A 26,265-nucleotide genomic window follows, 5' to 3' on the forward strand; every position below is an offset into this window, starting at 1 on the left:
GTCCCGCTGGGACTATTCACCAGCGTTATGATCGCGGATCGATCAACGACAATTTGCATTTATTTGTTCGACTTCCCTCGGGATGAGTGACGACACCAATCCGGCAGTAATTAATACGACGTCCCCTGCGAAAGGCGACACTTATTCCCCGCTCGTTCCTTAGTGCGGCCCATCTAAGCAGAAATGTCCTTGTCCTTCTCTTCAACTTCTTTGTCTGTTTTCGTATCAACCGCTGGATCAACGGCCGTATCAACCCAGGGATTTTCCCAATCGCCGTAGTGTTTTAGGTAATCCTGATACGCCACGCAGTCTTCGGCTCGATCTTCAATCCATTGTTTGGCGGTCGCGACCAATTCTAATTCTTGGTCCAGGACGATTTTTCCCTTCAACGTCTGGATTCGTAGAAAAGCGAAGTACGTGTCCAGCACATCGCATCGACAGTAATCGCTGATCTCCATTTTGTTACCCGCATCAAATTGCTTTTGAACTTGGTCGCCGGTGATGTCCATTTTCCCCGGTTTGTTCAGCAGCGTGGCGATAAGATTCAGTCCTCCGTTGCAACGTGCTGCGCCAAAGTTGGTGATCACGTCTTGCAGGTCCGTATGAGCTTCCGCATTGAATCGATTTCGTGGTGCTTGATACCCGCCGCCACGGAACCAATTGGGGATCGAGATCCCAAAACGAAACGCAGCCAATTCCATGATCGGCAGATCAAAAGACCGACCGTTGAACGTCACCCACGTCGGGAACTTGTAGGCTTCCCAGCCTTGCCAAAAATGTTTTGTGATGACGTGAGGACGAAATTCCGGTTCGTCGAGCGACACGATATCAACGAGACTGAAGTCGACGGCCACCTTGGCGACCACGACCGCAACGGGCACCTGAAATGTGTAGGGAATAAACGTCGTCCCGCGAGTCTCCATCAATTCGTCCTGAAACGTCGCGATCGCTTCGTCAGGCGATTTGTCCATCCCTGGATAGCGGACCTTGGAAATCAGGTCCCCATCGGCGACACTTTCAACGTCAAAGATGAGATACGAAATTTGTTCAGCCATCGATTTAATACTCAATCCGCACCAGGCAATGATTCAGGTTCGCCGTTTACATGAGCCATCAGTTTAACAGTTTTCTTTCCCCGCGCAGGAAACGACGCCTGAAATGGTCTTGCCACCTATCGTCTTGCCAAACCCACTCTTCCATCACCACTTCCACTGAGAACGCTCCATGACCGCCACCGCCAAAGTCACCATCAATCGCGATCGTTTGCTCGAGCGTTTTCTGCGTTATGTCCGTGTAGGAACGCCCGCTGATCCAAACAGTCCTACCTACCCCAGCAGCGAATGCCAACGGGAACTCGGTCGGATGCTTGCACAAGAACTTGCGGCGATGTCGGTCGACGACGCTCGGCAAGACGAACATGCGTTGGTCTGGGGAACGGTTCCCGCCAGCATCGATGGTACCTGTCCGACCGTTGCCCTGGTCGCGCATGTCGACACGTCACCCGAAGCACCTGGGCACGGCGTCAGACCTGATGTGATTGAATCTTATCCCGGTGGTGACATCACACTATCGTCCGGCGTCGTAATCTCGCTTGATTCATCGCCCTCGCTTGCCGACTTGGTGGGCAAGACGCTGATCACGACTGATGGAACGACGCTGCTGGGTGGCGACGACAAGGCCGGTGTCGCCATCATCATGGAACTGGCACAAACGTTGATCGAGAATCCTCATTTGCCACACGGACCGGTGCGAGTCTTGTTTACTTGTGATGAGGAAATTGGTCACGGAACCGACAAGATTGATTTGAACCAACTCGATGCCATGGTTGCCTACACCATCGATGGTGGCGGTCGTGGCACGATCGATGTTGAAACCTTTTCAGCCGACGGCGCGACTGTACGTTTCATCGGCCACAACATTCACCCATCGATCGGCAAAGGTCGCATGGTCAACGCGGCGCGAGCCGCCAGCGACTTTGTTTCGGCGTTGCCGCGTGATCGGCAAACACCAGAAACCACCGACAATCGAGACGGTTTCATCCACCCGAATTCAATCACCGGCGGCGTCGGTGAAGCAACGGTGGAACTGATTCTGCGGTCGTTCGAATCAGATGATCTGGAAGTCTATGCCGATCAAATTCGCAGCGTCGCCGATAGCATCGCAAAGCAAACACCAGGCATTCGCGCGGAGGTAGAAATCCGCCGGCAGTACCGCAACATGCGAGACGGATTGGTCAATTTCCCAGAAGCGGTTTCGCTTGCCGAACAAGCATTCGCAAACCTCGGCCGTCAAGCGAATCGCGAGATCATTCGCGGCGGGACCGATGGAAGTCAGCTAACCGAAAAGGGCTTGCCGACACCGAACTTGTCCAGCGGCCAACACAACATTCACGCCGTCACCGAATTCGCATGCTTGGACGAAATGGTCGAAGCGACCGAGCACTTGGTAGAAATGCTAGGGCTTTGGAGCGAGCATCGCGTGTGAGTCTTTGGACATGACTTGCAAAGGAGGCATAGCTGGACAACGCCACTTTCATGGCAAAAGGCCGGGTTTCATTGGAATGGTTGACATTCCTCGGTGAACACCACCATCCACCTCCACCGCGCAGCGGGGGAGGTGGGATCCAACGTCGTGAAGAGTTTTGGTCCAGTAAAAACCCATTGTTTTGTTTAGCCGCGTGGGCATCGCCCCGCGCGTCGCGCTGCGGGACCAGCGCGACGCGCGGGGCGATGCCCAACGCGGTTAAACGATAAAAACCCTTCACGGCGCGGGGCGATGCCCACGCGGTTAAGCCGCGGAAGGTTTGGGGTTGTGGAGTTAACGGCTTGCGCCGTTTTTATTCGGTGTCACCATCGAAGGTCTTAACCCAAAGCCTATGTCACGTGCACTCGCCGAAACACGTATTCATTGCATCCCCAGCCTTTTCCGACCGTCGTTAAATTCTCCAGTGTAAAGCCGCGCTTTTTCATTTGATTGACAATCTGGTCCGGCGTCGCGACCTCGAACGGTAGCCCGCCGACCCAATCAACCCAATCATGCCACACCGACATTCCGCGGTCATCCTTCTTGGCTCGCCAGTCCGCAAGCGGCAATGGGTTGCGAAATGCAGCGGCCCTGGCCAACGCAAATTTGGTTTCGTAGATCGCAGCAATGAATCCCACCCAAACGCTTCGCAGCGGCGACGGCAACCGATGATACGTTTGCTTGATCCGCAGCCAACGCCTGCTGGCAAGGCCTTGATCGTTGTAGATCGCGATGAAGAAGATACCGTTCTCGGCAACCCTCTGACTCGCCAACTCGATCGCTTGTTCCATTTGTCCGGTGTGATGCAGCACGCCCCACGAATACACGACGTCGAAGGTGCCAAGCGACTGCATCATCGATTCATCCAAGACCGAACCTTGCTGAATTGTCCAGGATGGATCGGAGCTTCCATAAGTCTGTTTCAACGATTCGGTACAGCCAACACACTGTGGATCAAAATCGATCGATCGCACATCCGCTTTCATCCGATGGGCCGCCAGCGAAAACAGTCCGCTGCCACAACCGATATCTAAAAACCGTTTTCCCGATAGATCATCGGTCTGCAATCGAGTTCGCAGGGAATCAATCGCGCGATCGATCCGTTGCTCGTCCATCGACTGCAAAAAAGCTTGCCAATTCTTGCCAAAAGCAAACCGGTCGGCTGACGTCATTGGTTTCCTTTGAATCGTTGGATGGACAATTTCTTCTTTCGTCCAGTCGCCAAGATCGATAGACCCAGAAACGTCAGTGCGATTCCAGTGACCAAAGAGCTGGTAATCGGTTCAGCAAAAATCATCACGCCGGCAATCGCCGCCATCGCAACTTGTGAAGCGTTGATCAGATTGACCGCGACCACCGGCAACGCCTTCAGTGCATACGACAACGCAACAAACGCAGCAAAGTTCAAGAAGCCTGCCGACGACATGATGATCCACTGATCGGGATCAGTCATCGCGATCACTTCGGGGCCTAGCCGGAACATGGTAAAAGACCAAAGTGAAATCGTTCCAACCAAACCGCTGATGAACATGGTCAGCGTCGCGGTCACACCACCGTTCATCGTTTGTCGCATCACGACGCCGAACAATGCATAGGCAGCACCCGACGCAGCGGCACACAACGCACCCACCAAGGGCGACAGCTTGGATGTTGATTCCGGCGGCATCGTTGACTCACCTGGCGATGACAAAATAACAATCGCGGCGATTAGCGTGGTAATCGCCACAATGGTTGTCACACGAACCGGTTCACCCAAAACGACTCGCCCCAGAACGGCACCGCCGATGATCAAAACGCCCAAAGTAATCGGCACCGATGCCGCCAAACCAATCACTTCCAACGCAACCTGAAACGCCGCGTTGCCAACAAACTGACCGATCAATGCCACCGCAATGAATCGTGGAATCATTCGGCCGCTGGTCATCACGGTCATGCCACGAAATAGCATCCAACCCAACAACGGCCCAAGCACGATGACGGTCGGAGCTGCTTTGACCGCGGCCACCAAAAAGGGATCCACGCCCACGCATTTCCGCAGCGCCACATTGGCTGCCGTGTAAAGAACGGCTGACCCGGCACCAAACACCGCTCCGGCCACGACGCTAGCGGAATGTCCAGGCGATAAATCGATCGAAGAGGATTTCGTAATGCTCAGACGAATGCCCCGGTAACACAAACATCGACAGCGACCCTATTCAGGCAACGTGTCGTGAAGCGGATCATAGTCTCCATCATCTCCGAAATCGTCTCCATCCAACGCATCAAGAACCTCGGTATCTTTTAATTCAGCAGACGTTCGCATTTCTGTATCGTGATCTTCAACCCAAGTCGTGCTGATGGTTTCGCTTGGCATCGGTTGTGAAACGATCACCGTGATATTGTCTTCGCCACCGGCTTCGTTGGCCATCTCGATCAAACGTTGACATGCGGCATCAGGCTGATCGAATTCATCGATGATGGCCGCCAATCGCTCTGCATCGATGTAGCGATGCAGTCCATCGCTACAGAGTACGATACGGTCACCTGGTTCTAAATCAACCCGCACCACTTCTGCTTCAATGTCGCCACCATCGGTCCGACCACCCAGAACATTCCACAGCACATTGCTCCACTTACTGCCGGCTTCTTCTTCGGGTTTTAGCCCACCAGCTTCCACCATCTGACGAGCCAACGTGTGATCCGTCGTCATCTGCTTGGCTTCTTTCCCGCGAATCAGATAACAGCGGCTATCGCCCGCGTGGGTCACGTACATCCTTGGCCAGATAATGTACGCCGTCGTCAACGTCGTCCCCATGCCCCGTTGGTCCTCGTGCAACTGCCCTTCCGCGACGATCCTAGCGTGCGCATCTCGGACCATCTTCTGCAAATCTTCCATGAACTCCGATTCACGATCGGTATCGTCATGGAAATGCCAATGCACACTGCTTAGCAGTCGGCGAACAAAATGCTCGATCGCCAAGTGGCTAGCCTTTTCGCCAGCCGCGTGTCCGCCCATGCCATCGGCAACCAACAACACTTCGCCTTGCACGCTCCCGTACAACCGATTTTCCAGAGGCATCGACGTCGCAGTCACCTGCATCGATTTGTTCAACTGGGCAATCAAAAATTGGTCTTGGTTCTGCTCGCGAACTTTGCCGCAATCAGTCGCCCCACAAGACGACGCAGACGATTGAGGATCAAAGTCCTCTGGAAGTTCTGATTCGTTCACAACGTATTCTCACGCGGTAAGGTATCGGGCGGCGGCTTATCTAACGAAGTCCCAACCCGAACGCGTCAGCGAGGGATTGACCCTAACCTGAATCCCTCGCTGACGCGTTCGGGTTGGGATAGATCTACACTACCTGACTATCTCGCTTCTATTTTCTCCGGGAAGTACGCTCGCACGGAATTCTTGAATGGATAGATACTATCAGGAACCGCCGCGAAGGCGGGAACGTGCAGCGACAGACAGTGCAATTCACCCTGCAATTCTTTCATGCTAGTCATGTCGATCGTTTTCACAGAATGCTCCGGCAGTAATCGCTGGTAGGTCGCAACCGCAGCATGTACCAGGGCAATCGGGTCGCTTTGGAAGACCGGGATCAGCACCAAATCGCTGGCAATGATCGCGTTGGTGTAGGCGCTCCACGACGTGCCTTGCCGAACCGGAATCTCCACTCGGTGAACTCGCATTGAACCTTCGCCCACGCGTACCGCCTGCAATCTGGCCGCGTTGCGATCCAAGATCGCAGCGTTGATTGGGTCCGCCGATGGATCCAGCTTGGCAACCAGCACATCGTCGGGCGACAAGAAAGTCGCAAACATATCAACATGTTTGGTTGATTCAGATTCCAACGGTTCCAACACCACCAATTGAGACAGATTAGTGAACTTCACCAATTCGTCGACCACCATCTTACGACGTTCGACTTCAGGATTCTGGCCAGCGGTTGGACTCGGAAACGTGATGAAATTGTCTTCAAAGACCCGGTTCGTCACCAGCGCGGTTCCTTGTCCATTACAGATCAAATTCCCACCCTGAATCGTCCAAGGAACTTTCACATACTTTGTACCGGTCAAACGCGACCAAACACTCGGCAGCTCGTCGTCTTTGGGGCGTGTTCCTTCGTAGTAAAAATCGAGTGCCTGCGCGCCCGTCGCTGTCTGCGAAAAAATGGGTCCAAAGTCGCGAAGCCAAACCGTGTCGAGCGCGATCTCTCGAAAATAGATATGCTCGAAATCGTTAGAACCTTCCAGCAACCACTCCGTCGTGTCTTTGATCTGCCAAGTGTTGTTGCATAGAATCATCACGTTGACATGACCCGCTGTCTTCTTCGCAATCTCGATCAGAATTTCGCGATGCGCGGGTTGCCAGTCGCTAACACCAAACAGCAAAACCTGAGTCGGCTCGAATTCAGCAACCAAGCGTGGATAGGGATTAAGCTGGCTGCGTGTTACGATCGCGCCACCCTGCGAATCCAATTTCATTTGAATCGAATCGTCGGCTTTGGCAACGCAACAGGTGCCAAGAAAACAAACCAAAACGGTAGAGATTATTCGATTCAAAGGAACACCAGTTTGTTGTGCGTTAACCCTTTCGATCATGGTGTCGAAAGCCCCGCAATTCTAAACCAACTCGCCGATTGGCGAACTACTGAATTCATAAGAAACTACCAATTAGCTGAACAGCCCCTAAAGTAGGCCTTAGCGAGCGAAGCGAGTTACGGCAGGGCTGTGAAATATGCCGTAACTCGCTCCACTCGCTACGGCCTACAAAAACCAGAACCTGGTTGGCTAACGGTTCCGTGCGAAGCTGTTAGAGTCTAAACAACGGCTTCTTCCATGCCGCAATTCAATACCGACCAATCGTGATTGCCCCCTGCTACTTTGCTTTAATCCTGTAAGGAAAACGTCGATGAAGAATTCACGACTCGCTGATCTACTCTTATTGACCGCCGGTTTCATTTTCCTTTGCACGCTATTGGTGAATCTGAACCCAGCCATGGCGGCCGATCCAGACGAATGGTTCGACAGCCATCTCGACAAGCACATGGAACTGTATCGATGGCTGCATTCAAACCCCGAACTTTCACTTTGCGAAGAAAAGACCGCCGCCAAAATTGCCCAAGTATGGCAAGAGCTAGGATTTGAAATCACGACCAATGTTGGTGGTCACGGCGTCGTTGCAATTTTAGACAATGGCGAGGGTCCAACCGTGATGCTGCGCACCGATCTGGACGCCTTGCCCATCACCGAAGCAACGCCGTTACCGTTCGCGTCGACCGTGGTTGCCCCCAACGAAGATGGAACCGAAACCGGCGTCATGCACGCCTGCGGTCACGACATCCACATGACCAATCTAACCGCCGTGGCTGGATACCTTTCCGATAATCGCGACAAATGGAAAGGAACGTTGATGTTGATTGCTCAACCGGCGGAAGAGAAAGGTAAGGGCGCAAAAGCGATGCTGGACGACGGCTTGTTTGAGCGATTCAAGAAACCTGATTACGCACTCGCGATGCATGTTCGCAGCGACCGGCCGACCGGCAACGTCGTCATTCGATCCGGTTTTTCGCAGGCCAATGTCGATAGCGTTGACATCACGATGATCGGACGCGGTGGACACGGTTCTGCTCCCGAAACCGCAATTGATCCCATCGTCCAAGCAGCCGACTTGGTGATGTCGTTGCAAATGATTGTCAGCCGCGAAATGGATCCGCAGGAACCAGCCGTGATCACCGTCGGATCGATCCATGGTGGCACCAAGCACAACATCATCGGCGACCAGTGCAAACTGCAACTGACGGTTCGTAGCTACGGAGACGAATCGCGTCAAAAACTACTCGCCGCAATCGGTCGCCGCGCCAAAGGCGTTGCAAAAACCTACGGTGCGCCGTCGCCAACTCTAGAATTCAGCGAAGGCACTCCGTCGCTGAAGAACGACGAAAAATTAGCCGCCAGAATGCGAATCCTTTTTTCAGATTTGATCGGCGCTGACCATGTCGAAGACGGCACACCGTCGATGGGCGGCGAAGATTTTAGCCGCTACGGAATCGCGGGTGTTCCAATCCTGATGTACAGCGTCGGATCAGTAAACGCAAACCGCTTGGCACGCTTCGAAAAAATGGAAATCCCACCACCATCACTCCACTCAGCCGCCTACTACCCCGACGCACCCGAAACGCTGCGAATCTCCGTCAAGACAATGTCAGCCGCAGCAATCGACCTGCTGCAGTAGATCGATTTTCACCTCAACCGAGTGATCGACACAAAAACGACTATCCAAAACCCATCATCATCACCGCGCAGTATCGTTTTGCCCGCTCATCGTTTTGCCCAAAAATCACAACCCAACCCACACCCCCGACGAAGCCTCCCTTTGTGTTTTCTGTGCCCTTTATGGCTAGAAAAATCTCCCGTTGCCAGGTCCGTGGATTGAAACTGAAGAGAAACTCTGATGCATGCTGATGTTTTTTTAGCCACAAAGGGCACAGAAAACACAAAGTTGTCGATACGCGAAGCCGCGAAATTTAGACGCATAAAATCATCTGCCTGCGCCAACTCGCTGGGGCTAACGTGTGTAGCTTGGCGATTGCGTCGATGCTGATACCGGCATCACGGCAGTTTGCGTTGGATCACCCTTCGCGGTGCTTCCGCTCATTCCGTTTGCATTTGCCGCGATGACTTCGGCCGGTTCGGATGCGGCGACGGTTGTTGGATCAGTCGCATGACTGCCTTTTCCATTCATCATCGACGATGCCAGGAATGATCCCTGGTTGGAATCGGTAACGGCGAATTGCGGTGGCACGTTTCCGGTGATGGTTTTGGGTAGCTTGAACATCGCACCGGTAGCCCCATCGACGATCGCACCAAGCCCACCGCCCACGATGATGTTGCCGGCAACCCATGGGTCAATTCTAGCTTTCAATTCATGCGATTCGCTGGTTGATTCCTGACCGGCAAAGACCACGGAATACTTTGCCGGCCAGAACGGATACGACTTTGCGTCCAACGTTACTTGCTGCGGCGTCACGCCTTGGTGAATGATTTGGTTTTTGCGGTCGTGTACCGAAAAGAAGGTGGGCGTTTGAGAGTTGGCGATGGTGACGGGATAGCGTTTTTCGCTAAGCACAGTCGCACATCCGGTCAATTGGGACACGCAAACAATGGCGAAAAGCAAGAACGCTGCCTGGAAACGCCCGTGTTTATGATTCGAATACTTCAATAAGTTGTAGAACACGATGCCCAGCCTTCAAACTGCGATGCACATCCCCGGTTGAGACGGCTTTCGACGTAATAATCGGCACGCTGGGTGAATGGTGATCAAGAATTCTGTGACAATCTCCGAAATGCCTCATGTTTGGCAGACGCCCTTTGATTCGCAGAATTGCTTTGACGTCCGATCACATGATGGCACGCGGACCGCTGGTCAGTCACACTGGAACAGCAGACGCTTGAACCGAAACTTTGCTTTCGTCGCCGTTTCACCTTCAACTCAGGAACGATTCCGTGAAGTCACTCCCTAATCTTCTCAAGAACAATCAGGAATGGGCTCAGCATATCGTTGAAGGCGATCCCGATTACTTTCAGCGACTCTCGGAAATCCAGGCACCCAAATACTTGTGGATCGGATGCGCCGACAGCCGCGTGCCCGCGAACCAAATCGTCGGTCTGGATCCAGGTGAATTATTCGTTCATCGAAATGTTGCCAACCTAGTGGTTCACACCGATCTGAATTGTTTGTCGGTCCTGCAATTTGCGATTGAGGTTTTGAAGATCAAGCACGTTGTCGTTTGTGGGCATTACGGATGCGGTGGAGTATCAGCGGCGCTATTCCACAAAGAACTTGGCCTGATCGAAAACTGGTTGCGCAATATCCAAGATGTCGCCATCAATCATCAACATCGACTTGATGCAATTAAGAGCCCCAAGGACCGCGTCGATCGATTGTGCGAACTCAATGTGATTGAGCAAGTAAAGAACGTCTGCCGAACCACCATCGTTCGCGACGCTTGGCGGAAAGGACAATTCCTTTCAATCAATGGTTGGGTTTATGGATTGGGCGATGGTTTGATTAAGGATCTTGGCATCACCGTGCAAGGCCATGAAGAAATGGAGTCCGTCTACGAATCTTGTCTCAACAAATTAGCGTAAGGATCGTTTTTGCATGCGTGTTGTCCTTGCCGAAAAACCATCCGTCGCCCGCGATTTGGCCGCGTATCTGAACGCGACGTCCCGGCGTGATGGGTATTTGGAAGGCGGCGGCTATCAGGTCACCTGGGCGTTTGGGCATCTGGTCGAATTGAAAGAACCGGGTGATTACGATCCAAAGCTGAAACGTTGGACGTTGGAATCGCTTCCGTTCGTTCCAGAGAATTTTCAACTGCGTTTGCGTCAGGACGATGGAGCAAAGAAGCAGTTCGCGATCATCAAACGTTTGTTCAAACAAGCTGATTCGCTGATCTGTGCCACCGATGCCGGACGTGAAGGCGAACTGATTTTTCGCTACATCCAAACGCTGGCCGGTTGCAGTCGAAAACCGGCCCGACGGTTGTGGTTAAGTTCGCTGACACCTTCAGCGATCAAGCAAGCGTTCGATTCGATCCGCCCACTTTCAGATTACGACAATCTATACGCCGCCGCGAAGTGCCGCAGCCAAGCGGATTGGGTCGTCGGGTTAAACGCGACTCGAAATTACACGGTTCGTCATCGATCCAGCGGGCGATCAACCCCATCGGATGAAAAGCAGCCCAAAGGTTTGCTATGGAGTCTTGGCCGAGTGCAGACGCCGGTCTTGGCGATGATCGTTCGACGCGATGACGAGATTCGGACATTCGTCTCTGAACCGTTTTGGGAACTGTTCACGAAGTATCGCAACGTGCAGTTTCGCCACACGGGTGACCGTTTTAAGGACCAGCAGAAAGCTGAACAGCAGAAACAAGCCGCCGCAAAATACTCGCTAGAAATCAACAAGATCGTCGCCCGTGCCGAGAAATCACTGCCGCCGCAGTTATATGACCTAACTGAATTGCAACGAGACATGAACCGCCGTTTTGGAATTTCAGCCGCCGATACTCTGGCTGCCGCCCAATCACTCTACGAAGCAAAGTTGATCACCTACCCGCGGACCGATTCGCAATATCTAAGCCAAGACATGCGAAAGGAGGTTCCGAAAATTCTGGGGCAACTGCGTGCGTTCAAACCAAGCGAAATTGGTAAGCTGGATTTGAACAAGCTTGCGTTTAATTCTCGCATCATCAACGACGCAAAGATCACCGACCACCACGCGATCATTCCCACCGGAGCGACGGCGGGCGGACTTGGCCATCAGCAGAAGAGAGTTTACGAGGCAGTAGTGACCCGGTTTATTGCCGCATTTTATCCGGCTTGCGAGAAACAGATTACGACGATCGATGCGTCGGCCGGCAAGATCAAATTCAAAGCTCGTGGCGTTCGTGTTGTTATTCCAGGATGGACCATTCTTTACCCGCGAAAAGAAAAAGAGACCGATGATTCGCAATCGATGCCGGAGTTCAAAAAAGGTGAATCAGGACCTCACGAACCTTGGGTGAAAGCGGGGCAAACTTCTCCACCAAAACACTTCAACGAAAACACGTTGCTGGGTGCGATGGACACGGCGGGCAAGTTTGTTGAAGAAGCGGAACTTCGCGAAGCTCTCAAAGAGAAGGGCTTGGGCACGCCAGCGACCAGGGCAGCCACCATTGAAACTCTGCTGCGACGAAAGTACATCGATCGACAGAAAAAGAACATCGTCGCTACCGATCTGGGACGCTACCTGATCGCGATCGTTACCGACCGAAACCTGACCAGTCCTGAACTGACGGGTGAGTGGGAAGCAAAGCTAAAGCAGATCGAACGCGGCCAATTGTCATCCAAGTCGTTCATGGACGAGATCGCTCAGTACACTCGCGGCATCGTTCAAAGCGACCATGCGTCCATCGTTGATCCAAGCGTCTACGGCGACTGTCCGCGTTGTGGCCAGAAAGTGATCGCCGGAAAAAAGGCACTGGGTTGTTCGGCGTGGCGAAAAGGATGCCAGTTCGTCTTGTCACCAAACTATGCCGATACAACTTTGACGATGACGCAACTTCGCGAACTGTTGCAATTGGGTTCGCTGGCCCAGCCGATCACGACAGGCGATGGTGATCAGTGCCTACTGATCCTGACCAAGTCGGGAAAAATAGCTGAAGTTCCACTGCCTCAAGGAAACGAACAAAGCGATTCTCCCGCATCCAAATCCAAACATCCGTCAGGCAAAAAAACATCATCTCAGAAAAGCACCGATGGGCTCGGACCGTGCCCCCTTTGCGGCAGCCCGGTGATTGAAACGCCAAGGTCATTCGGATGCAGCAAATGGCAAGACGGTTGTGGGATGACGATTTGGAAAACCATCTCTGGAAAAAAAATCTCCATCACCAACGTCAAGAAATTGCTCAGCAAACGTGAAACACCGATCATCAAAGGGTTTCGTTCCAAGGCTGGAAAAAAGTTCGATGCCAAATTGAAGTTGGTCGACGGCAAGGTTCAATTCAAGTTTTAAAGTTGGCTTCAGCCAATACCGCTGGCGTTCACTAGTTGCACGGCCGTCAGCGAGACGTCACCATTGCAGTGGACATCCGTTACGCTGCAACACTGGAACTATTGGGATGCTTGCTCGATTGAAGACATTTACGCTGCTGGGCATCGAAGCGATGGCAGTGGATGTTGAGGTCGATATATCGCCGGCGGCGATGCCTAAAACGATCCTGGTCGGTTTGCCTGATGCTGCCGTCAAAGAGTCCACTCATCGCGTCGAACGCGCGATCGTCAACAGCGGCTTCATTCGCCCGCAAGACCGCGTGGTGATCAACTTGGCACCGGGCGATCTTCCCAAGCAAGCCGCATCGTTTGATCTGCCGGTTGCGATCGGAGTCTTGGCGGGCAGCGGGCAATTGGCGGCCGATCGGTTGGAAGACTACGCCGTGATTGGCGAACTAGCCCTAGAAGGACAAACCCGCCCGGTCAAAGGAGCACTGTCGATCGCGATCGAAGCTGCCAAAAACAAACAGCTTCGCGGCATCGTGGTCCCGGCCGAAAACGCTGCCGAAGCGGCCGTCGTCGAAGACCTGGAAGTGATCCCAGTTCGATCGCTGGCCGAAGCCGTCGCCTTCTTTGCCGGCGAGATCGACATCGATCCACACCCCAGCAAGATCCAAGAACTCTTTGAACAGTTCAGCGTTTATGACTTGGACTTCGCCGACGTCCGCGGACAAGAATCCGCCAAGCGAGCGATGACGCTCGCCGCAGCGGCTCAGCACAATTTGCTGATGGTCGGTCCGCCCGGCAGCGGCAAAACGATGCTGGCCAAGCGAATGCCAACGATCCTGCCGCAATTGTCAGCCGCTGAATCAATCGAAACCACTCGCATCTATTCGGCACTGGGTCAGCTTCCGGCCGGGCAACCGCTGCTGGCTCGCCGTCCATTTCGATCGCCCCACCACACTATCAGCGACGCTGGATTAGTTGGCGGCGGCAGTCCACCAGCACCCGGCGAAATCAGCAAGGCACACAACGGAATTCTATTCCTTGACGAACTTCCCGAATTCAATCGCAAGACATTGGAAGTCATGCGACAACCACTCGAAGACGGCAACGTCACCATCAGCCGCGCGATGCGATCGACCACGTTCCCATCCGATTTCATGCTTGTCGCCGCTGCCAATCCGTGTCCGTGTGGATACCGGTCTGACCCAAGACGAAGTTGCAATTGCACGCCGCCGCAAATTGAAAAGTACACCAACAAGATCTCTGGTCCGCTGCTTGATCGCATTGACATTCAAATCGAAGTGCCGGCGGTTCCCTTTGAAGAATTACAAGGCAATTCAAAAACTAAAATCGGAACATCAAGCGAACAAATGCGATGCGAAGTCGAACGGGCACGCGAGCGACAAGCCGACCGTTTTGCCAATTCATCCACTCGTTACAACGCACAAATGAGCAGCCGCGACGTTCGCAAGTACTGCGAACTCGACAAAGGCTGCCAGCAAATGCTGCGACACAGCGTCGAAGAGATGGGCCTATCCGCTCGCGCCCACGACAAGATCCTGCGAGTCAGCCGAACGATCGCCGACATCGCTGGCGACGAATCCATCGAAGAAATGCACCTAGCCGAAGCCATCGGCTACCGAAACCTCGATCGCGATTTGTGGACGTAGGGAGCGATCGGTTGGGATAGGGTTTTTAACCACGGATGGCTTTCGCGGGACCACGGATGTTGTTGTTGTGGTGGTGCGGTTATCGAATTCCTCCGTATTTATCCGTGGTCCCGCGAAAGCCATCCGTGGTTATCTTCGACCGCTGAAATCACAGAGTTCGATCAGAGTAATTCAAACTCGAAAGTTAAATTGCGATCGTTGGACCGGATTCTTCGGATACAATCGATGAGTGCCGTTCGTCAAACCTGGGAGATTCTGTTGGCAATACGAAAACTTGAACGCGACGAAATTTGTGAACGCGGCGGCAATATCTGCCAATCGACTGTAGGAGGCGCTTCGGAGTCTAAACTCAAGCGATCAACTGTGGAATCATCTTCCGGATGCCCAAGTGTTTGTGACCCGCATCGGTCACGCAGCAGCTTTTCACGCCTACAGTCAATCGGTTTGCCCGGACAACTTGAAATGATCGTCGGTCGAATCGACCAGAGCTATGAAGCGAGGGTTTGGTTGGTTTGAACAAAAGAGGTCTGACCATTTGATTTCTCGCAATTCGTTAATTTGTTTTGTTACGTCGCTTGAATGACACCTGCATGTGCATTTTCACTCAACCTGTAATCTCTGTTAGCAACACGCAGATATTCGCTAGGCCCAGCGGAACTGGTACGCAATTTTTGGCGTATCAAATGAACTACGAATCCAGCAACCAAAATGCAATGATTTTGCCGTTGCCCGTCAAACAACCTTCCGATGGAGAATCACTCAGATTCATTAACCTGAAAGATTACGACGCGTTTTTTGATGATCTGGCTGATGGATTCCCATTCAGCTCACCTCCCAGTATCGGTTGTTCTGCGCCGTTTGATCCCGCGTCGAGGCACGATCTTGAGGTATTCGAAGTTGGCAACTACATCGCGTCTTTCGTGCCGACCCTACCTGACTTCGATCTGCTGGATTCCAGATTCAAATTGCCAAATGAAATCTGGGAGAGCATTCCCGAGTACCAGAACTTTGGGTTCGCCGTCTTTCAACTAGCTGCAGGTTCTCTCAAACCGCATCCAATGGCCTTTGAGTTTCAATCCGTAGCAAGCGACCTGTTCTTCCCAACGATCCACATTCATGATGGGAAGATTCACGAATCCGAAAAATTCGATCACATCTTGTATGTGCAACACGCTGGATTGGACAGCAAGGTGTTTGGCTACGAAAACTCAAATGTCGAAGACAAATCGACGGGTTTGATACGTTCAAAGTACGTGGCGTCACGGTTTTGCGATATCGATAAATCTGCTGGGCTGATTGACGGCAATCTGCTACTTCACCGAAAAATTATCCGAGGCGACTTACCTAATTCAGATATTAGGTTCACATTTTCCGGTGATCCACTTAAACCCTCGCTCAATCTTCGACCATGGCTATCACATACACCCTGGTTGATCGTACTCGCTGCGATTGGATGGTTCTTTAATCGCAGATCCAAAATTAAGAATCTGCGTGGATCGAAAACGGGGCAATCCGACAACGAAATCGTGACATAGCAATGGGATCGGATTAGAGCCCTGGTTGCTGCGACACAGCGTCGAAGAGATGGGCCTATCCGCTCGCGCCCACGACAAGATCCTGCGAGTCAGCCGAACGATCGCCGACATCGCTGGCGACGAATCCATCGAAGAAATGCACCTAGCCGAAGCCATCGGCTACCGAAACCTCGATCGCGATTTGTGGACGTAGGGAGCGATCGGTTGGGGATAGGGTTTTTAACCACGGATGGCTTTCGCGGGACCACGGATGTTGTTGCAAGGTTATTTGCTGTCCGTGCTTGATTATTTTGGAAGCGCGTGCAAGCAAGAAACTCACGGGATCTCTTGCGATTGCCAAATGTCGGACCCTCAGTCGCAGTGTAGAATCAAGTCCTGTGAGAATGGAGAATCGTGTCAAGGACGCGACATTGACGCGCCAGCTTTTGAATGTCTAATTTCGGATATTCCTGTCCACATTGGTAAACCCGTGCCTAAACTCCGTTTCAATCTCGAAGCTGCATTGAATTTCTCTGACCCCAGAGAGATTCCTGCGTATTCTGTTCCCACCGCAGCCCACTACCTGCAGATGCCAGTGGCGACGTTGCGTTCTTGGGTATTGGGCAGGTCGTATAAAACGCAGGATGGAGCAAAACGATTCAGGCCGATTGTTGATTTGCACAACAAGAATGTTCCGTTGCTTTCGTTCTACAACCTTTGTGAAGCCCACGTCCTCAGCGTCCTTCGCAAACATCATCAAATTGATCTCGGGCATATCCGAAAAGCGATTGGCTTTGTTCGCAAAGAGTTTGGTTGGGAGCGTCCGCTGATTCAGCAAGACTTCCGGATAAGTGGTGCGCAACTTTTCGTAGAACACCTGGGCAAATACGTTGATGCTGCTGGAGGTGGTCAAATTCTTTTAGACGGAATCGAAATCTACTTTCAAAGATTTGAATGGAAGGATAATCTCACTTCTCGTTTATATCCCTTCACACATCAACGCGCTCAGGAGAGTCCTAAATTAGTCTTCATTGATCCAAACTTCGCATTCGGTCGCCCGGCATTGGCAAGTATGCACATCGCAACGGCGGTCATTGCCGAACGCTACAAAGCGGGGGATTCGATTGACACTTTAAAGAAGGACTATGGCTGCACGCGACTCGAAATCGAAGAAGGCCTCCGTTGCGAGTTGCAAATCAAAGTCGCAGCCTGATCTTACGAATCCGGTCTTCTATCTCGACAAGTGTTTGGGAAATCACGATGTGAGGACTGCGCTCGAAGACGTGGGTGCAATCGTTCAACTGCACACCGATCACTTTGAGCAAGACGCTGAAGATCAACACTGGCTACCAATTGTTGGGCAGCGTGGCTGGATCGTATTGACGAAAGATCGTCATATTCTTGTCAACCAAATCGAAGTAGTAGCGCTTCTCCGCTCCGGTACTGCATCATTTATTTTGAAGTCAGCAGATATGACAGGCAAGGATATGGGGCAGGCGTTTGCAAAGGCTCACACTGACATGGTGCGGATGATTCAGCGAAAACCAATGCCGTTTATCGCGACAATCACGAAGGCGGGCACTGTCAAGTATGTTCATGGCTACGATGGGCTGCAAAGAAAGCTCCGCCAATAGTCTTCTCTTCTATCACCTCAGATGAACCTGAAGATATTCGCTGATCAAGTTGTTACGGGGGCAATGGCGGCACGTTGGTCGGTACCGTCAAAAGATCCGACACCGAAACCTTGATCGCGATTTGTGGACGTAGGGAGCGATCGGTTGGGGATAGGGTTTTTAACCACGGATGGCTTTCGCGGGACCACGGATGTTGTTGTGGTGGTGGTGCGGGCATCGTATTTATCCGTATTTATGCGTATTTATCCGTGGTCCCGCGAAAGCCGTCCGTGGTTTTCTTCGATCGCACCCCATACAAGTTCCTACGTGTTAGCCGAACGATCGCCGAGATGCATTTGACGGTTTTTCGGCTTTTTGATCGGTCTTGGCAATTTCGCCGGATGTGATCATAAATCTCGTCTTTGACGTGTTAAACTACTAATCGACAGCAGTTTGAGACATCTCTCGATCCATCGGAGTCAACCATAGAATGTGTCGTTCACAAGATGAGCTGGGCAGCCATTCCCAAGCGAGAACAAGAAAACGGCGAGAGACTCGTCTTGGGTCACGGAAGTTCGGGCGTCGGTTGTCTGTCGAACACCTGGAAGCTCGACAGTTGCTGGCGTCTGACCTACTGCAAACTTCCGTATTTTCTGGAACGCTGGATGGTGCGAGTGCACGCGAAACCTTGGATATCGAGATCGTTGCCGGCCAGCGGTTGCGGATTTTAGCTGACCAGATTGATTACGCTCCGGATCTCTTTCTTCGCAATCCAAGCGGTGAAGTGATTCGGCTTGGGAATGACAATAACCTAGATAACTCTCGGCCGAATCTGATCGACCTGCAGGATCTTTCTGACACAGGTACCTATGAATTGGCAGTCGAACCAAACCGTGGTCTTTTCGGTGACTTTCAAATTCGCATTGATGTTGGGACAGACATTCAGTTGGAGGAAAACCCAGAGCTAGAAAAAATCAATGATGACGAAGGTCGATTTGCATTGATCGAAGACTTTGTAGTCTTTGAGGATGTGGATCTAGCAAATTCAACTTTGCGAGCGAACGTCGGCGGTTCTATCATTCTTGGCGACAAGGATAATTTTGGACTCGGATATTTTTCTGCTGGCACCGTCGTTGAAGTTGACGCTAGCGATATTCCGGAAGGCTCGACATTGCCGCCGCTCGTTACGGTGGGATCCAACGTCGAGCCCATTGTCGATACCGACCCATCTCCGTCTGTTTTCCGTGGGACGATTCCTTCGGATGGCTACTATTCCGCGACGATCGCGTCGGCCTCGTTCAGGCTAAACGGAAAAATCTACGAGTACGATCCGGTACACCAGGGATGGGAAGACGCTCGACAGGCAGCCATCGCCAACGGGGCCGAATTGGTGTCGATCGAGTCGGCTTCTCTGAACCAGAGAATCATTCAGGAGTTCGGTGATTATTGGTCTTCCACTTGGATCGGGCTGCAAGACATCGACCAAGACGATTCCTATGCCTGGACTGATGGTGAAGCGTCAGTCTACCGAAACTGGGGTAACAGCGAGCCATCGCGCAGCCCGTTTGGCGCGATAGACTTTTCGCACAAGTGTTTTTGTTTTAGCCGAGGCGATTGGATCACGCCCGCACGAACTTCCGAGATTCCAAGCATCACCGAAAGAATTCTCGGTGCAGATGACTCGGACCTGACAGGATCCGGTTTTGCGGCGACGTATGCGGCCAGGATCGAGATCCAGGACAATGTGATTCCATCGATTCGCTCCATTGCACCGGAGTTGCAGGGGCGATCATTTTCGCAAGGGGCACTGGATGAAGTAACGATCCAATTGAGCAAGCCTTTTGATGAAAACTCCCTGAGCGAATCGACCTTCCAAGTCCGGACCAGCGGTGTCGATGGTCAGTTTGGAACTGCGGACGATATTTACACCAATGCACTCGGCACTCCGCAGGCCACCAATCCTTTTGCGGTACCAGAAATTAGCGTCAATCTAGCCTCAGCGACGTTGAGTGCGGGCGACTATCAGTTGGTCGTTAATGGCAACATCACCGATCGTTACGGGGTCGGCGTTGATGTCGATGGAGATGGTGTTGCCGGGGGCACTTTGATTCAACAATTCAGCGTCCTTCCATCAGTGGGCGGCCAACCTACGGTTACGGAAATCGAACCCAACAATACTTTCGACCAAGCAGTGGTCTTGCCCATTGAAGCTGATGGTGTGACGGGGCAATGGAGCCGATCTGCGGTGGGGCTGGGGATCGTGGGCGATGACGACTTCTGGAGCCTTGAATTGTTGGAGGGACAGTCGGTTATCTTCGGTGTGGAACGCGACGGTGGTGGCAGCTTCGACCCGACAGTCGCTCTGTTTCGGCATGATGGTTCAAATCTCGTCGGCCTGGGGACGGGGTTTACCCAAGAGCAGTTCCAGGTACAGGAAACAGGTACCTACTTTGCACGCGTTCGTCCTGTTTTTTCTAGTGAGCAATATACCTATCGCTTGTCAGCTCTGATTCACGAAGATGCAATTCTGGAAAATGAATCCGGTGGAACGCAATCGATTGCACCGGAGCAAGTAGGTGACCAGACCTTTGAATCCGTTGTTGGGGAAACCTTTGCCGAAGAAGATGATGTTGACGCCTTCGAATTCCCCAATCTCAATCCAGGCGACACCTTTCGGCTGGAAATCTTGCCCAATCCACACTGGTCTGGTGCCATTCCAACGTTCGTTCCGATTAACGAAACGGCCGGATTGGTTGACACAAATCCCGCAGAAAACATATTTGAAGCCACGGTAACGCAATCAACGGCTTTGGAGTTTGAATTTTCACAGCAAGAGTCTGGCGCTGGAGTCCGAGAAGGATCCAACGAGTACCAATACAGTTTTAGGGTCACGATCGTAGATGGATCAGGCCCAACGCTCACGCTTGATGACGAAGAATCGGACCACCTTGGTGTTTATCGCGACTTGATCGCCGAGTTGTTTTACGACTTCAGCGAACCCATCCTTTCGGATTCCTTGACCAGTGAAAATGCGACCTTGCTTTACGCTGGTCCAGATAACAACTTTGGCACTTTGGATGACCGCTGGATCGAAATCACAGCAGAAATACAAAGTGCGAACCAGTTTGATGGACCGAGGCTTCACGTCGACATCGAGCAAGAGTATTTGGAGGATGGTTACTATCGATTCGTGGTCGAGGATTCGGTTACCGACTTAGCTGGGAATTTGCTTGACGGTGACGGCAACCAATTGATTGGCGGCATCTTTGTCGATGCGTTCCAGGTCGCAGCGTTGCTTCCGGGCGAGATCGGCGAAGGCATTGATAACGACAAGATTGAAAACGCAACCGCGCTGCCGGTTTTTCAATCTGCCGATAGCAAGTGGAGCCAAACGCCGGTCATTGTAGCGAACCAGAGCTCTGGGAATAATGATTGGTTCTCTTTCCAGGCAGAAGCCGGTCAGCAGCTTCGTTTGCTCGGCGATTTTGCGGGACTATTCACGTTTTTCTACGAAGATGAAAATGGCGTAAACCAGTTTTTCAGAAACACTAGTAGTCGGATCATCGATCTTACTCGAACAGCGACCTACCGATTTCGATCTAGAAGTGATATCCCGGGAGAATCCAGATTGTCGATTGCGTTGTCCGATCCTGACTTGGACTTTGCAAGTTCGACTGTTGAGTCACTGAATTTCTCGCCCAGTGGCGGATTAAGGCAGGCAGTGATTACTGGCATCAGTGAAACCGCCACCAGCCAGGATCGACTGAATCTTGGCACCCTTGCCGCAGGTGAACAGGTACAAATTGTCGTCAACAATTCGCCTCTTTCGCAAGCGAATCTACGAGTAGACCTAGTTGATTCAACTGGCCAGGTAGTCGCTGATCTGGATCCCGAGAATCTTTCGCTAAGTGCTGAAATACCAGCCGATGGACAATACGAGGCGATCGTGTCGGTGGACTCCGTGATCTTCGACAATCGACAATTTGAACTGACTGACCTGAGTTACTTTTATCCTGAAGTGTTAGATGTAGTCGCTGCTGATGGAAAGTTCCTCGCAACGGTGGACAGTCCAGAGCTAAACGTCATTCTTGCCGACCAGTATGCGGGATCCGCGGGGAAATGGATTGGGCTAGATCACACCGCCAACCCACCGCGTTGGCATGATGGTCAGGAAGTTGATTTCGCCAACGGCTTTGATATCGAGAATGCCGATCCGCTTAGCGGCATCCGAATCTTGAACACCGGTCAATGGTTTTCCTCGAGCAATCAAAGACCAGGAATTACGCAGCGACCACTTGATCCAGAGGATCCCGATTTCGCGATCAATTCGCTTGCGTCTCTTTACGATGCAACGATTTCAATCGCCGGTGGCAGCTTGTTTTCTATCGCTGACGCTGGTTCGATTCAGGATGGCGACACCCTCAACGAAATGTTCCTTGGCGATACCATTCGGTTCGATACACCAGCTTTCGCGGGATCGTTGTCAGAAGATGTCGTGAAGCTTGTTGGTGCGGGTGCAGACGGAATCCTTGATACCGCCGACGATCAAGAGTACGACCTAAGCATTGAATTGATCGATGGCGCGACAGCGCTTCGTTACCAGTTGGCCAATGAACCTTTGTCAGTGGGGCTGCATCGCTTCACGCTGACCAGTTTGTTGACGGATGAATCTGGCACGCCAATCGACGGAAACCAGGATGAATTTCCTGGCGGCGAACTTGTGCGAACATTTACCTTTGCGGGGGCTCCCGAAGGCTTCCTGTTTGGAACGAGCGAGAACATCGATGCGGACAACGCAATACGATTAACCATCCATGATGATCCGGGTGGGCAAGACATTGCGCGTTCGGAGATTGCGGTCAGTTTTGCCGCTGACGAGGACGACGAAGATTGGTGGGTGTTCTCTGCGGAGCAGGGGCAGAGTATCTCTGTTCGTTTTGAACGACCCACGAACAACCAAGCTGATGTTGTTATCTTTCGGCAGGAACCTGGCGGTGAACTGACGCGGATATTTGATGCCTTAAACAACGAGTTTAGTACAGGACTACTTTCCTTCATCGCGGATCAGGATGCTGATTATTTCATTCGTAGTTCGATGAATCCGCCGCCCGGCCAACTCGATGCAATCGTGCCAGACTCCTTGAAGCTCGCTGTATTGGTTTCCGATACTTTGCCAATTGGACCGTTCGCGGACCGTTCGACCGTCGAAGACCAAATTGATCAATCCCAAGGTACATTCCAATACGTTGCAACCGTTGAGCAGTTCACCACAGCAGCTCAAAGTCCTCGCCTGGGATGGTTCGAACCAGGAACTGTGATCGTCGCCGAAATCACCGGCGCGCCTGATTGGTCGGGTGCTGCTCCGCGAATTTTCGCCGACGGTGCTGGTTTGGTGGACACTGACCCGAGCCCAAGCCGTTTTCAGGGGACCACGACGGACCAGGGAATCGTCGAGATAGAAATTAGGCAAGATGCTGGCGAAAGCGGTTTTGATGCTCAGGTTGTTGTCAGTGGAACGATCTCGGAAACCATCTTGCCGGAAGTCTTTGGCTTTTCAGGTGTCCCGGCCGAGGGAGCAACCTCAACGAATAAAATCAGTGAGTTGAAAATTGAATTCAACGAGGAAATCGTTTCTGAGTTGTTACCGAGTGATGCAATCGTGATTCAACACGCTGGTGCGGACCAAACATTCGGAACCGCGGATGATTACAACTACGACTTCGACTTGGTTAGCTCCCTGGAATCTTTGAATATCCATTCGCCTCTTCAGCAACATTTCGTGACCGCAAGCATTCACGATGGTTTTTTGCTGCCGGGAGCCAATCGAATCGTCATCACCGATGCACTCTTTGATCGTGTGGGAAACCTGATCGAAGCCCAGGAAGATGCAGCGAGCTTTGGAGATCAACGAATCGCAGCGCAGCGTTCTTTCAATGTTGCGGATATACGTGGTGACGTGGTCCCTGAAACCATTGGCGATTTCGATCCCATCGACGGCGCGTTCCTGCCTTTAATCGAGGATCGCGACGGAACGGCTTGGTCGCGATCGCAAATCGGTTCGGGACGAATCGATCCTGACTTCGGGCCTGATTGGTGGCAATTTGACGGGCAGGCTGGTGACGTAGCAGATATTTTTGTGTCGCATGATAGCGCCACGTTGAACCAGCGTCCCAGTGTTGAAGTTTATTTTGACCCCAGCGGAACGGGACAGCTTGCTTCACTTCAAGAGATCGCGATCCCTTTTGTCTCGGGGAACAGCAATCACAACATACGGTTAATTCGTGAGCTGGAACTTACTGAAACAGGCACCTATTTTGTTTTAGTTGATGGAATTCGATCGATTGCCTACGACATCGAGATTGCAACCTTTGGCGGTGGACAACTTGAATCAGAATCCAGTTCGAACGAGGCTCAAGAGATTCTGTTTAACGAAGAAACTGGTACCCCAGAAGTTCGTCGAGGTAGAATTTCTGCGACCGCTTATGCCCCCTCGGCAAACGTTGATGAAGACCGATTTGGGTTGTCGGCAATCACTGCTGGATCCTCGGTGATCGCTACGCTTAATCGACCTGAGTGGTCCTTTGCCAATCTGCGAATCGAGCTTCGGGATTCCGCGGGAACGGTCCTCGAATCGACGACCTACGTGGCATCAAACTACATTCAAACGTCGGTGCCAGCCGATGGTAATTACGAGCTATTGGTAACCGCCGAAGCCGGCGATGGAGTCCAGGCACAATACGATCTCAGTGTCCTGATCGCAGATACGCCTAATGATGTGCCTCAGTCGGTGGAAATCGAGTCCGTGTCCATCAATGGAAACTCTGCAACACGATCTGCGATAGAAACGATTGAAATCACTTTTGATTCAGTAATTGATCTCGGGCTAAGTCAAATTCAATTGATTTCGGTCGATACCGGTGTCCGTGTCCGCGGACTAAGGATTGCATCAGAAATCAACGACGGAAAAACGACTGCAATCCTAAGTTTTGAATCTGGAACAGGCATTGTCGATAGCCAATCCAGCGTGCCATCTAAACTGCAGAGCGATTCTTATACGATTGAATTCCGCGGCGACGGTTACATCCCGACTTCTAGGGATGCGGATGACTTCTTTGCGAAGTATGGCGATACCGATGGCAATGGTGATGTGAACTTGAGTGACTTTGCTACCTTCCGATCTGGTTTTGGATTAGATGTCGGTGACAACGGTTTCAGATCAGACTTGGATGACAATCGAGACGGTGTGGTTGGCCTGGTCGATTTCGCTGCCTTCCGAAATTCGTTTGGGCGTCCTTAGTTGATTCACCAGGAAAGTGGATGACCAACAAGGTGAGAGATCAGCTTGACACGTTTCGGTCAACTTGAAAATTCTTCCAGATCGGTATTCATCCGTGGTCCCGCGAAAGCCATCCGTGGTTATTTTCGACCCCCAAGATGCAAATTGGGTTACGGCGCGCCCGACGTTGACATTGTTTGGGCCTTTTCGTTTCGGTGGGATTGCGAAAACGGTTTGCTGGGCCCATACAAAATCGTGCTGCACGCTATGATAATGCTGCGATGCGAGCAAAATGTCGATTTGCGATTGCCACTGGCTTGACTCCGCCGAGTAGTGGGCTGTGAGGCGTCATTTCACAATAAGAACAGGAGCTGGATGATGGGTTGGATTGTATTGGCGGTGGTTGTCAGTTTTTTCTTGATGACTGTCATGATCATTGTCGGCATTTACAACAAGCTGGTGACGTCGAGAGGCCGCGTCGACAATGCTTTTGCGCAGATCGAAGTCCAGCTAAAGCGACGCTATGACTTGATTCCCAATTTGATCGAGACGGTCAAGGGATACATGGCGCACGAAAAGGATACGCTGGAAGCGGTGATCCAGGCTCGTAACCAGGCGGTCACCGGTCTTCAACAAGCCTCCGCCGACGTGACCGATCCGGCTGCCATGCAGGCGCTTGCTGGTGCCGAACAAGGCCTGACCGGGGCACTCGGAAAACTGTTCGCGCTGTCGGAGTCGTATCCCGACTTGAAGGCCAACGAGAACATGGCGCAGTTAAGTGAAGAAATCACATCGACGGAAAACAAGGTCGCGTTTTCGCGGCAAGCCTACAACGACTCTGTGACTGCTTACAACGTTTACAAGGAAACTTTCCCGCCGGTGATCTTCGCTGGAATGTTCGGACATACCCAAGACGCAAACTTGCTGGAGTTCGAGGACAGTGCCGAGATTCAAGCGGCTCCCAAAGTATCGTTTTAGGATTACTTAGGAACGAGCGGGGAATAAGTGTCGCCTTTCGCAGGGGACGTCGTATTAATTACTGCGAGTTAGGCCCGGAGGGACGGAAGCTCTTTGCCGGGGATGTAAATCCCCGGATGGCAGCGTTATATCTCACTTTTTCTCTGGCTCGGTTTCGCGGCGTAGCC

At 52.1% G+C, this 26,265-nt stretch carries 17 protein-coding genes; 11 read left to right on the forward strand and 6 right to left on the reverse strand.

Going from position 1 to position 26,265, the window contains the following annotated elements; translation table 11 throughout:
• Positions 1 to 173 precede the first annotated feature (173 nt).
• A complete protein-coding gene (locus RC85_RS17495; protein WP_068265157.1) occupies positions 174 to 1,055 on the reverse strand; it encodes a 3'-5' exonuclease in 882 nt (293 codons plus the stop codon).
• Between the two features lie 169 nt (positions 1,056 to 1,224).
• Between RC85_RS17495 and pepT the strand changes: the two genes are divergently transcribed.
• A complete protein-coding gene (pepT, locus tag RC85_RS17500) occupies positions 1,225 to 2,484 on the forward strand; it encodes a peptidase T (RefSeq protein ID WP_068265159.1) in 1,260 nt (419 codons plus the stop codon).
• A 389-nt stretch (positions 2,485 to 2,873) separates the two neighbouring features.
• Here pepT and RC85_RS17505 read toward each other — a convergent pair whose 3' ends face one another.
• The 4 genes from RC85_RS17505 to RC85_RS17520 all read right to left on the reverse strand — a co-directional run bounded on the left by RC85_RS17505 (position 2,874) and on the right by RC85_RS17520 (position 7,068).
• Entirely contained in the window at positions 2,874 to 3,695 is an 822-nt protein-coding gene (locus tag RC85_RS17505; protein WP_068265161.1) for a class I SAM-dependent methyltransferase, read from the reverse strand.
• Positions 3,692 to 4,543 carry an EamA family transporter gene (locus tag RC85_RS17510; RefSeq protein WP_157593956.1) on the reverse strand — a complete coding sequence of 284 codons (852 nt, stop codon included), beginning with the start codon at positions 4,541 to 4,543 and terminating at the stop codon, positions 3,692 to 3,694. Before RC85_RS17510 ends, RC85_RS17505 begins: the two co-directional genes overlap by 4 nt.
• Before the next feature lie 171 nt (positions 4,544 to 4,714).
• Positions 4,715 to 5,731, reverse strand: coding sequence for a PP2C family protein-serine/threonine phosphatase (locus tag RC85_RS17515; RefSeq protein ID WP_068265165.1), 1,017 nt, complete (start codon positions 5,729 to 5,731; stop codon positions 4,715 to 4,717).
• A 137-nt stretch (positions 5,732 to 5,868) separates the two neighbouring features.
• On the reverse strand, positions 5,869 to 7,068 hold the full coding sequence (locus RC85_RS17520) for an agmatine deiminase family protein (protein WP_235033347.1): 1,200 nt from the start codon (positions 7,066 to 7,068) through the stop codon (positions 5,869 to 5,871).
• Positions 7,069 to 7,417: 349 nt separating this feature from the next.
• On the opposite strand from RC85_RS17520, the gene RC85_RS17525 reads away from it, so the two are divergent.
• On the forward strand, positions 7,418 to 8,740 hold the full coding sequence (locus RC85_RS17525) for a M20 metallopeptidase family protein (protein WP_068265166.1): 1,323 nt from the start codon (positions 7,418 to 7,420) through the stop codon (positions 8,738 to 8,740).
• Positions 8,741 to 9,073: 333 nt separating this feature from the next.
• On the opposite strand, the gene RC85_RS17530 is transcribed toward RC85_RS17525, so the two are convergent.
• The gene (locus tag RC85_RS17530; RefSeq protein ID WP_149752851.1) at positions 9,074 to 9,661 is read right to left on the reverse strand and encodes a hypothetical protein; all 588 of its coding nucleotides are present in this window, start codon (positions 9,659 to 9,661) and stop codon (positions 9,074 to 9,076) included.
• A gap of 350 nt (positions 9,662 to 10,011) precedes the next feature.
• On the opposite strand from RC85_RS17530, the gene can reads away from it, so the two are divergent.
• From can to RC85_RS17585, 9 genes are all read left to right on the forward strand, one after another.
• Positions 10,012 to 10,656, forward strand: coding sequence for a carbonate dehydratase (gene can / locus RC85_RS17540; RefSeq protein ID WP_068265170.1), 645 nt, complete (start codon positions 10,012 to 10,014; stop codon positions 10,654 to 10,656).
• 13 nt (positions 10,657 to 10,669) lie between these two features.
• Entirely contained in the window at positions 10,670 to 13,063 is a 2,394-nt protein-coding gene (locus RC85_RS17545; protein ID WP_068265172.1) for a type IA DNA topoisomerase, read from the forward strand.
• Positions 13,064 to 13,169: 106 nt separating this feature from the next.
• A complete protein-coding gene (locus RC85_RS17550) occupies positions 13,170 to 14,717 on the forward strand; it encodes a YifB family Mg chelatase-like AAA ATPase (protein WP_068265174.1) in 1,548 nt (515 codons plus the stop codon).
• Positions 14,718 to 15,400: 683 nt separating this feature from the next.
• Positions 15,401 to 16,252: a hypothetical protein gene (locus tag RC85_RS17560; RefSeq protein ID WP_068265178.1), complete on the forward strand. Its 852-nt coding sequence runs from the start codon at positions 15,401 to 15,403 to the stop codon at positions 16,250 to 16,252.
• 25 nt (positions 16,253 to 16,277) lie between these two features.
• Positions 16,278 to 16,445, forward strand: a complete 168-nt coding sequence (locus RC85_RS26370; protein ID WP_235033345.1) for a magnesium chelatase subunit ChlI family protein — start codon at positions 16,278 to 16,280, stop codon at positions 16,443 to 16,445.
• Positions 16,446 to 16,529: 84 nt separating this feature from the next.
• Positions 16,530 to 17,444, forward strand: a complete 915-nt coding sequence (locus RC85_RS17565) for a DUF433 domain-containing protein (protein WP_162273224.1) — start codon at positions 16,530 to 16,532, stop codon at positions 17,442 to 17,444.
• Positions 17,377 to 17,865, forward strand: a complete 489-nt coding sequence (locus RC85_RS17570) for a PIN-like domain-containing protein (RefSeq protein WP_068265180.1) — start codon at positions 17,377 to 17,379, stop codon at positions 17,863 to 17,865. Before RC85_RS17565 ends, RC85_RS17570 begins: the two co-directional genes overlap by 68 nt.
• A 565-nt stretch (positions 17,866 to 18,430) precedes the next feature.
• Entirely contained in the window at positions 18,431 to 25,141 is a 6,711-nt protein-coding gene (locus RC85_RS17575; protein ID WP_068265181.1) for a lectin-like protein, read from the forward strand.
• A 354-nt stretch (positions 25,142 to 25,495) separates the two neighbouring features.
• On the forward strand, positions 25,496 to 26,098 hold the full coding sequence (locus tag RC85_RS17585) for a LemA family protein (RefSeq protein ID WP_068265184.1): 603 nt from the start codon (positions 25,496 to 25,498) through the stop codon (positions 26,096 to 26,098).
• Positions 26,099 to 26,265 lie beyond the last annotated feature (167 nt).

The sequence above is a fragment of the Rubripirellula obstinata genome (assembly GCF_001642955.1).
Taxonomy (GTDB): Bacteria; Planctomycetota; Planctomycetia; order Pirellulales; family Pirellulaceae; genus Rubripirellula; species Rubripirellula obstinata.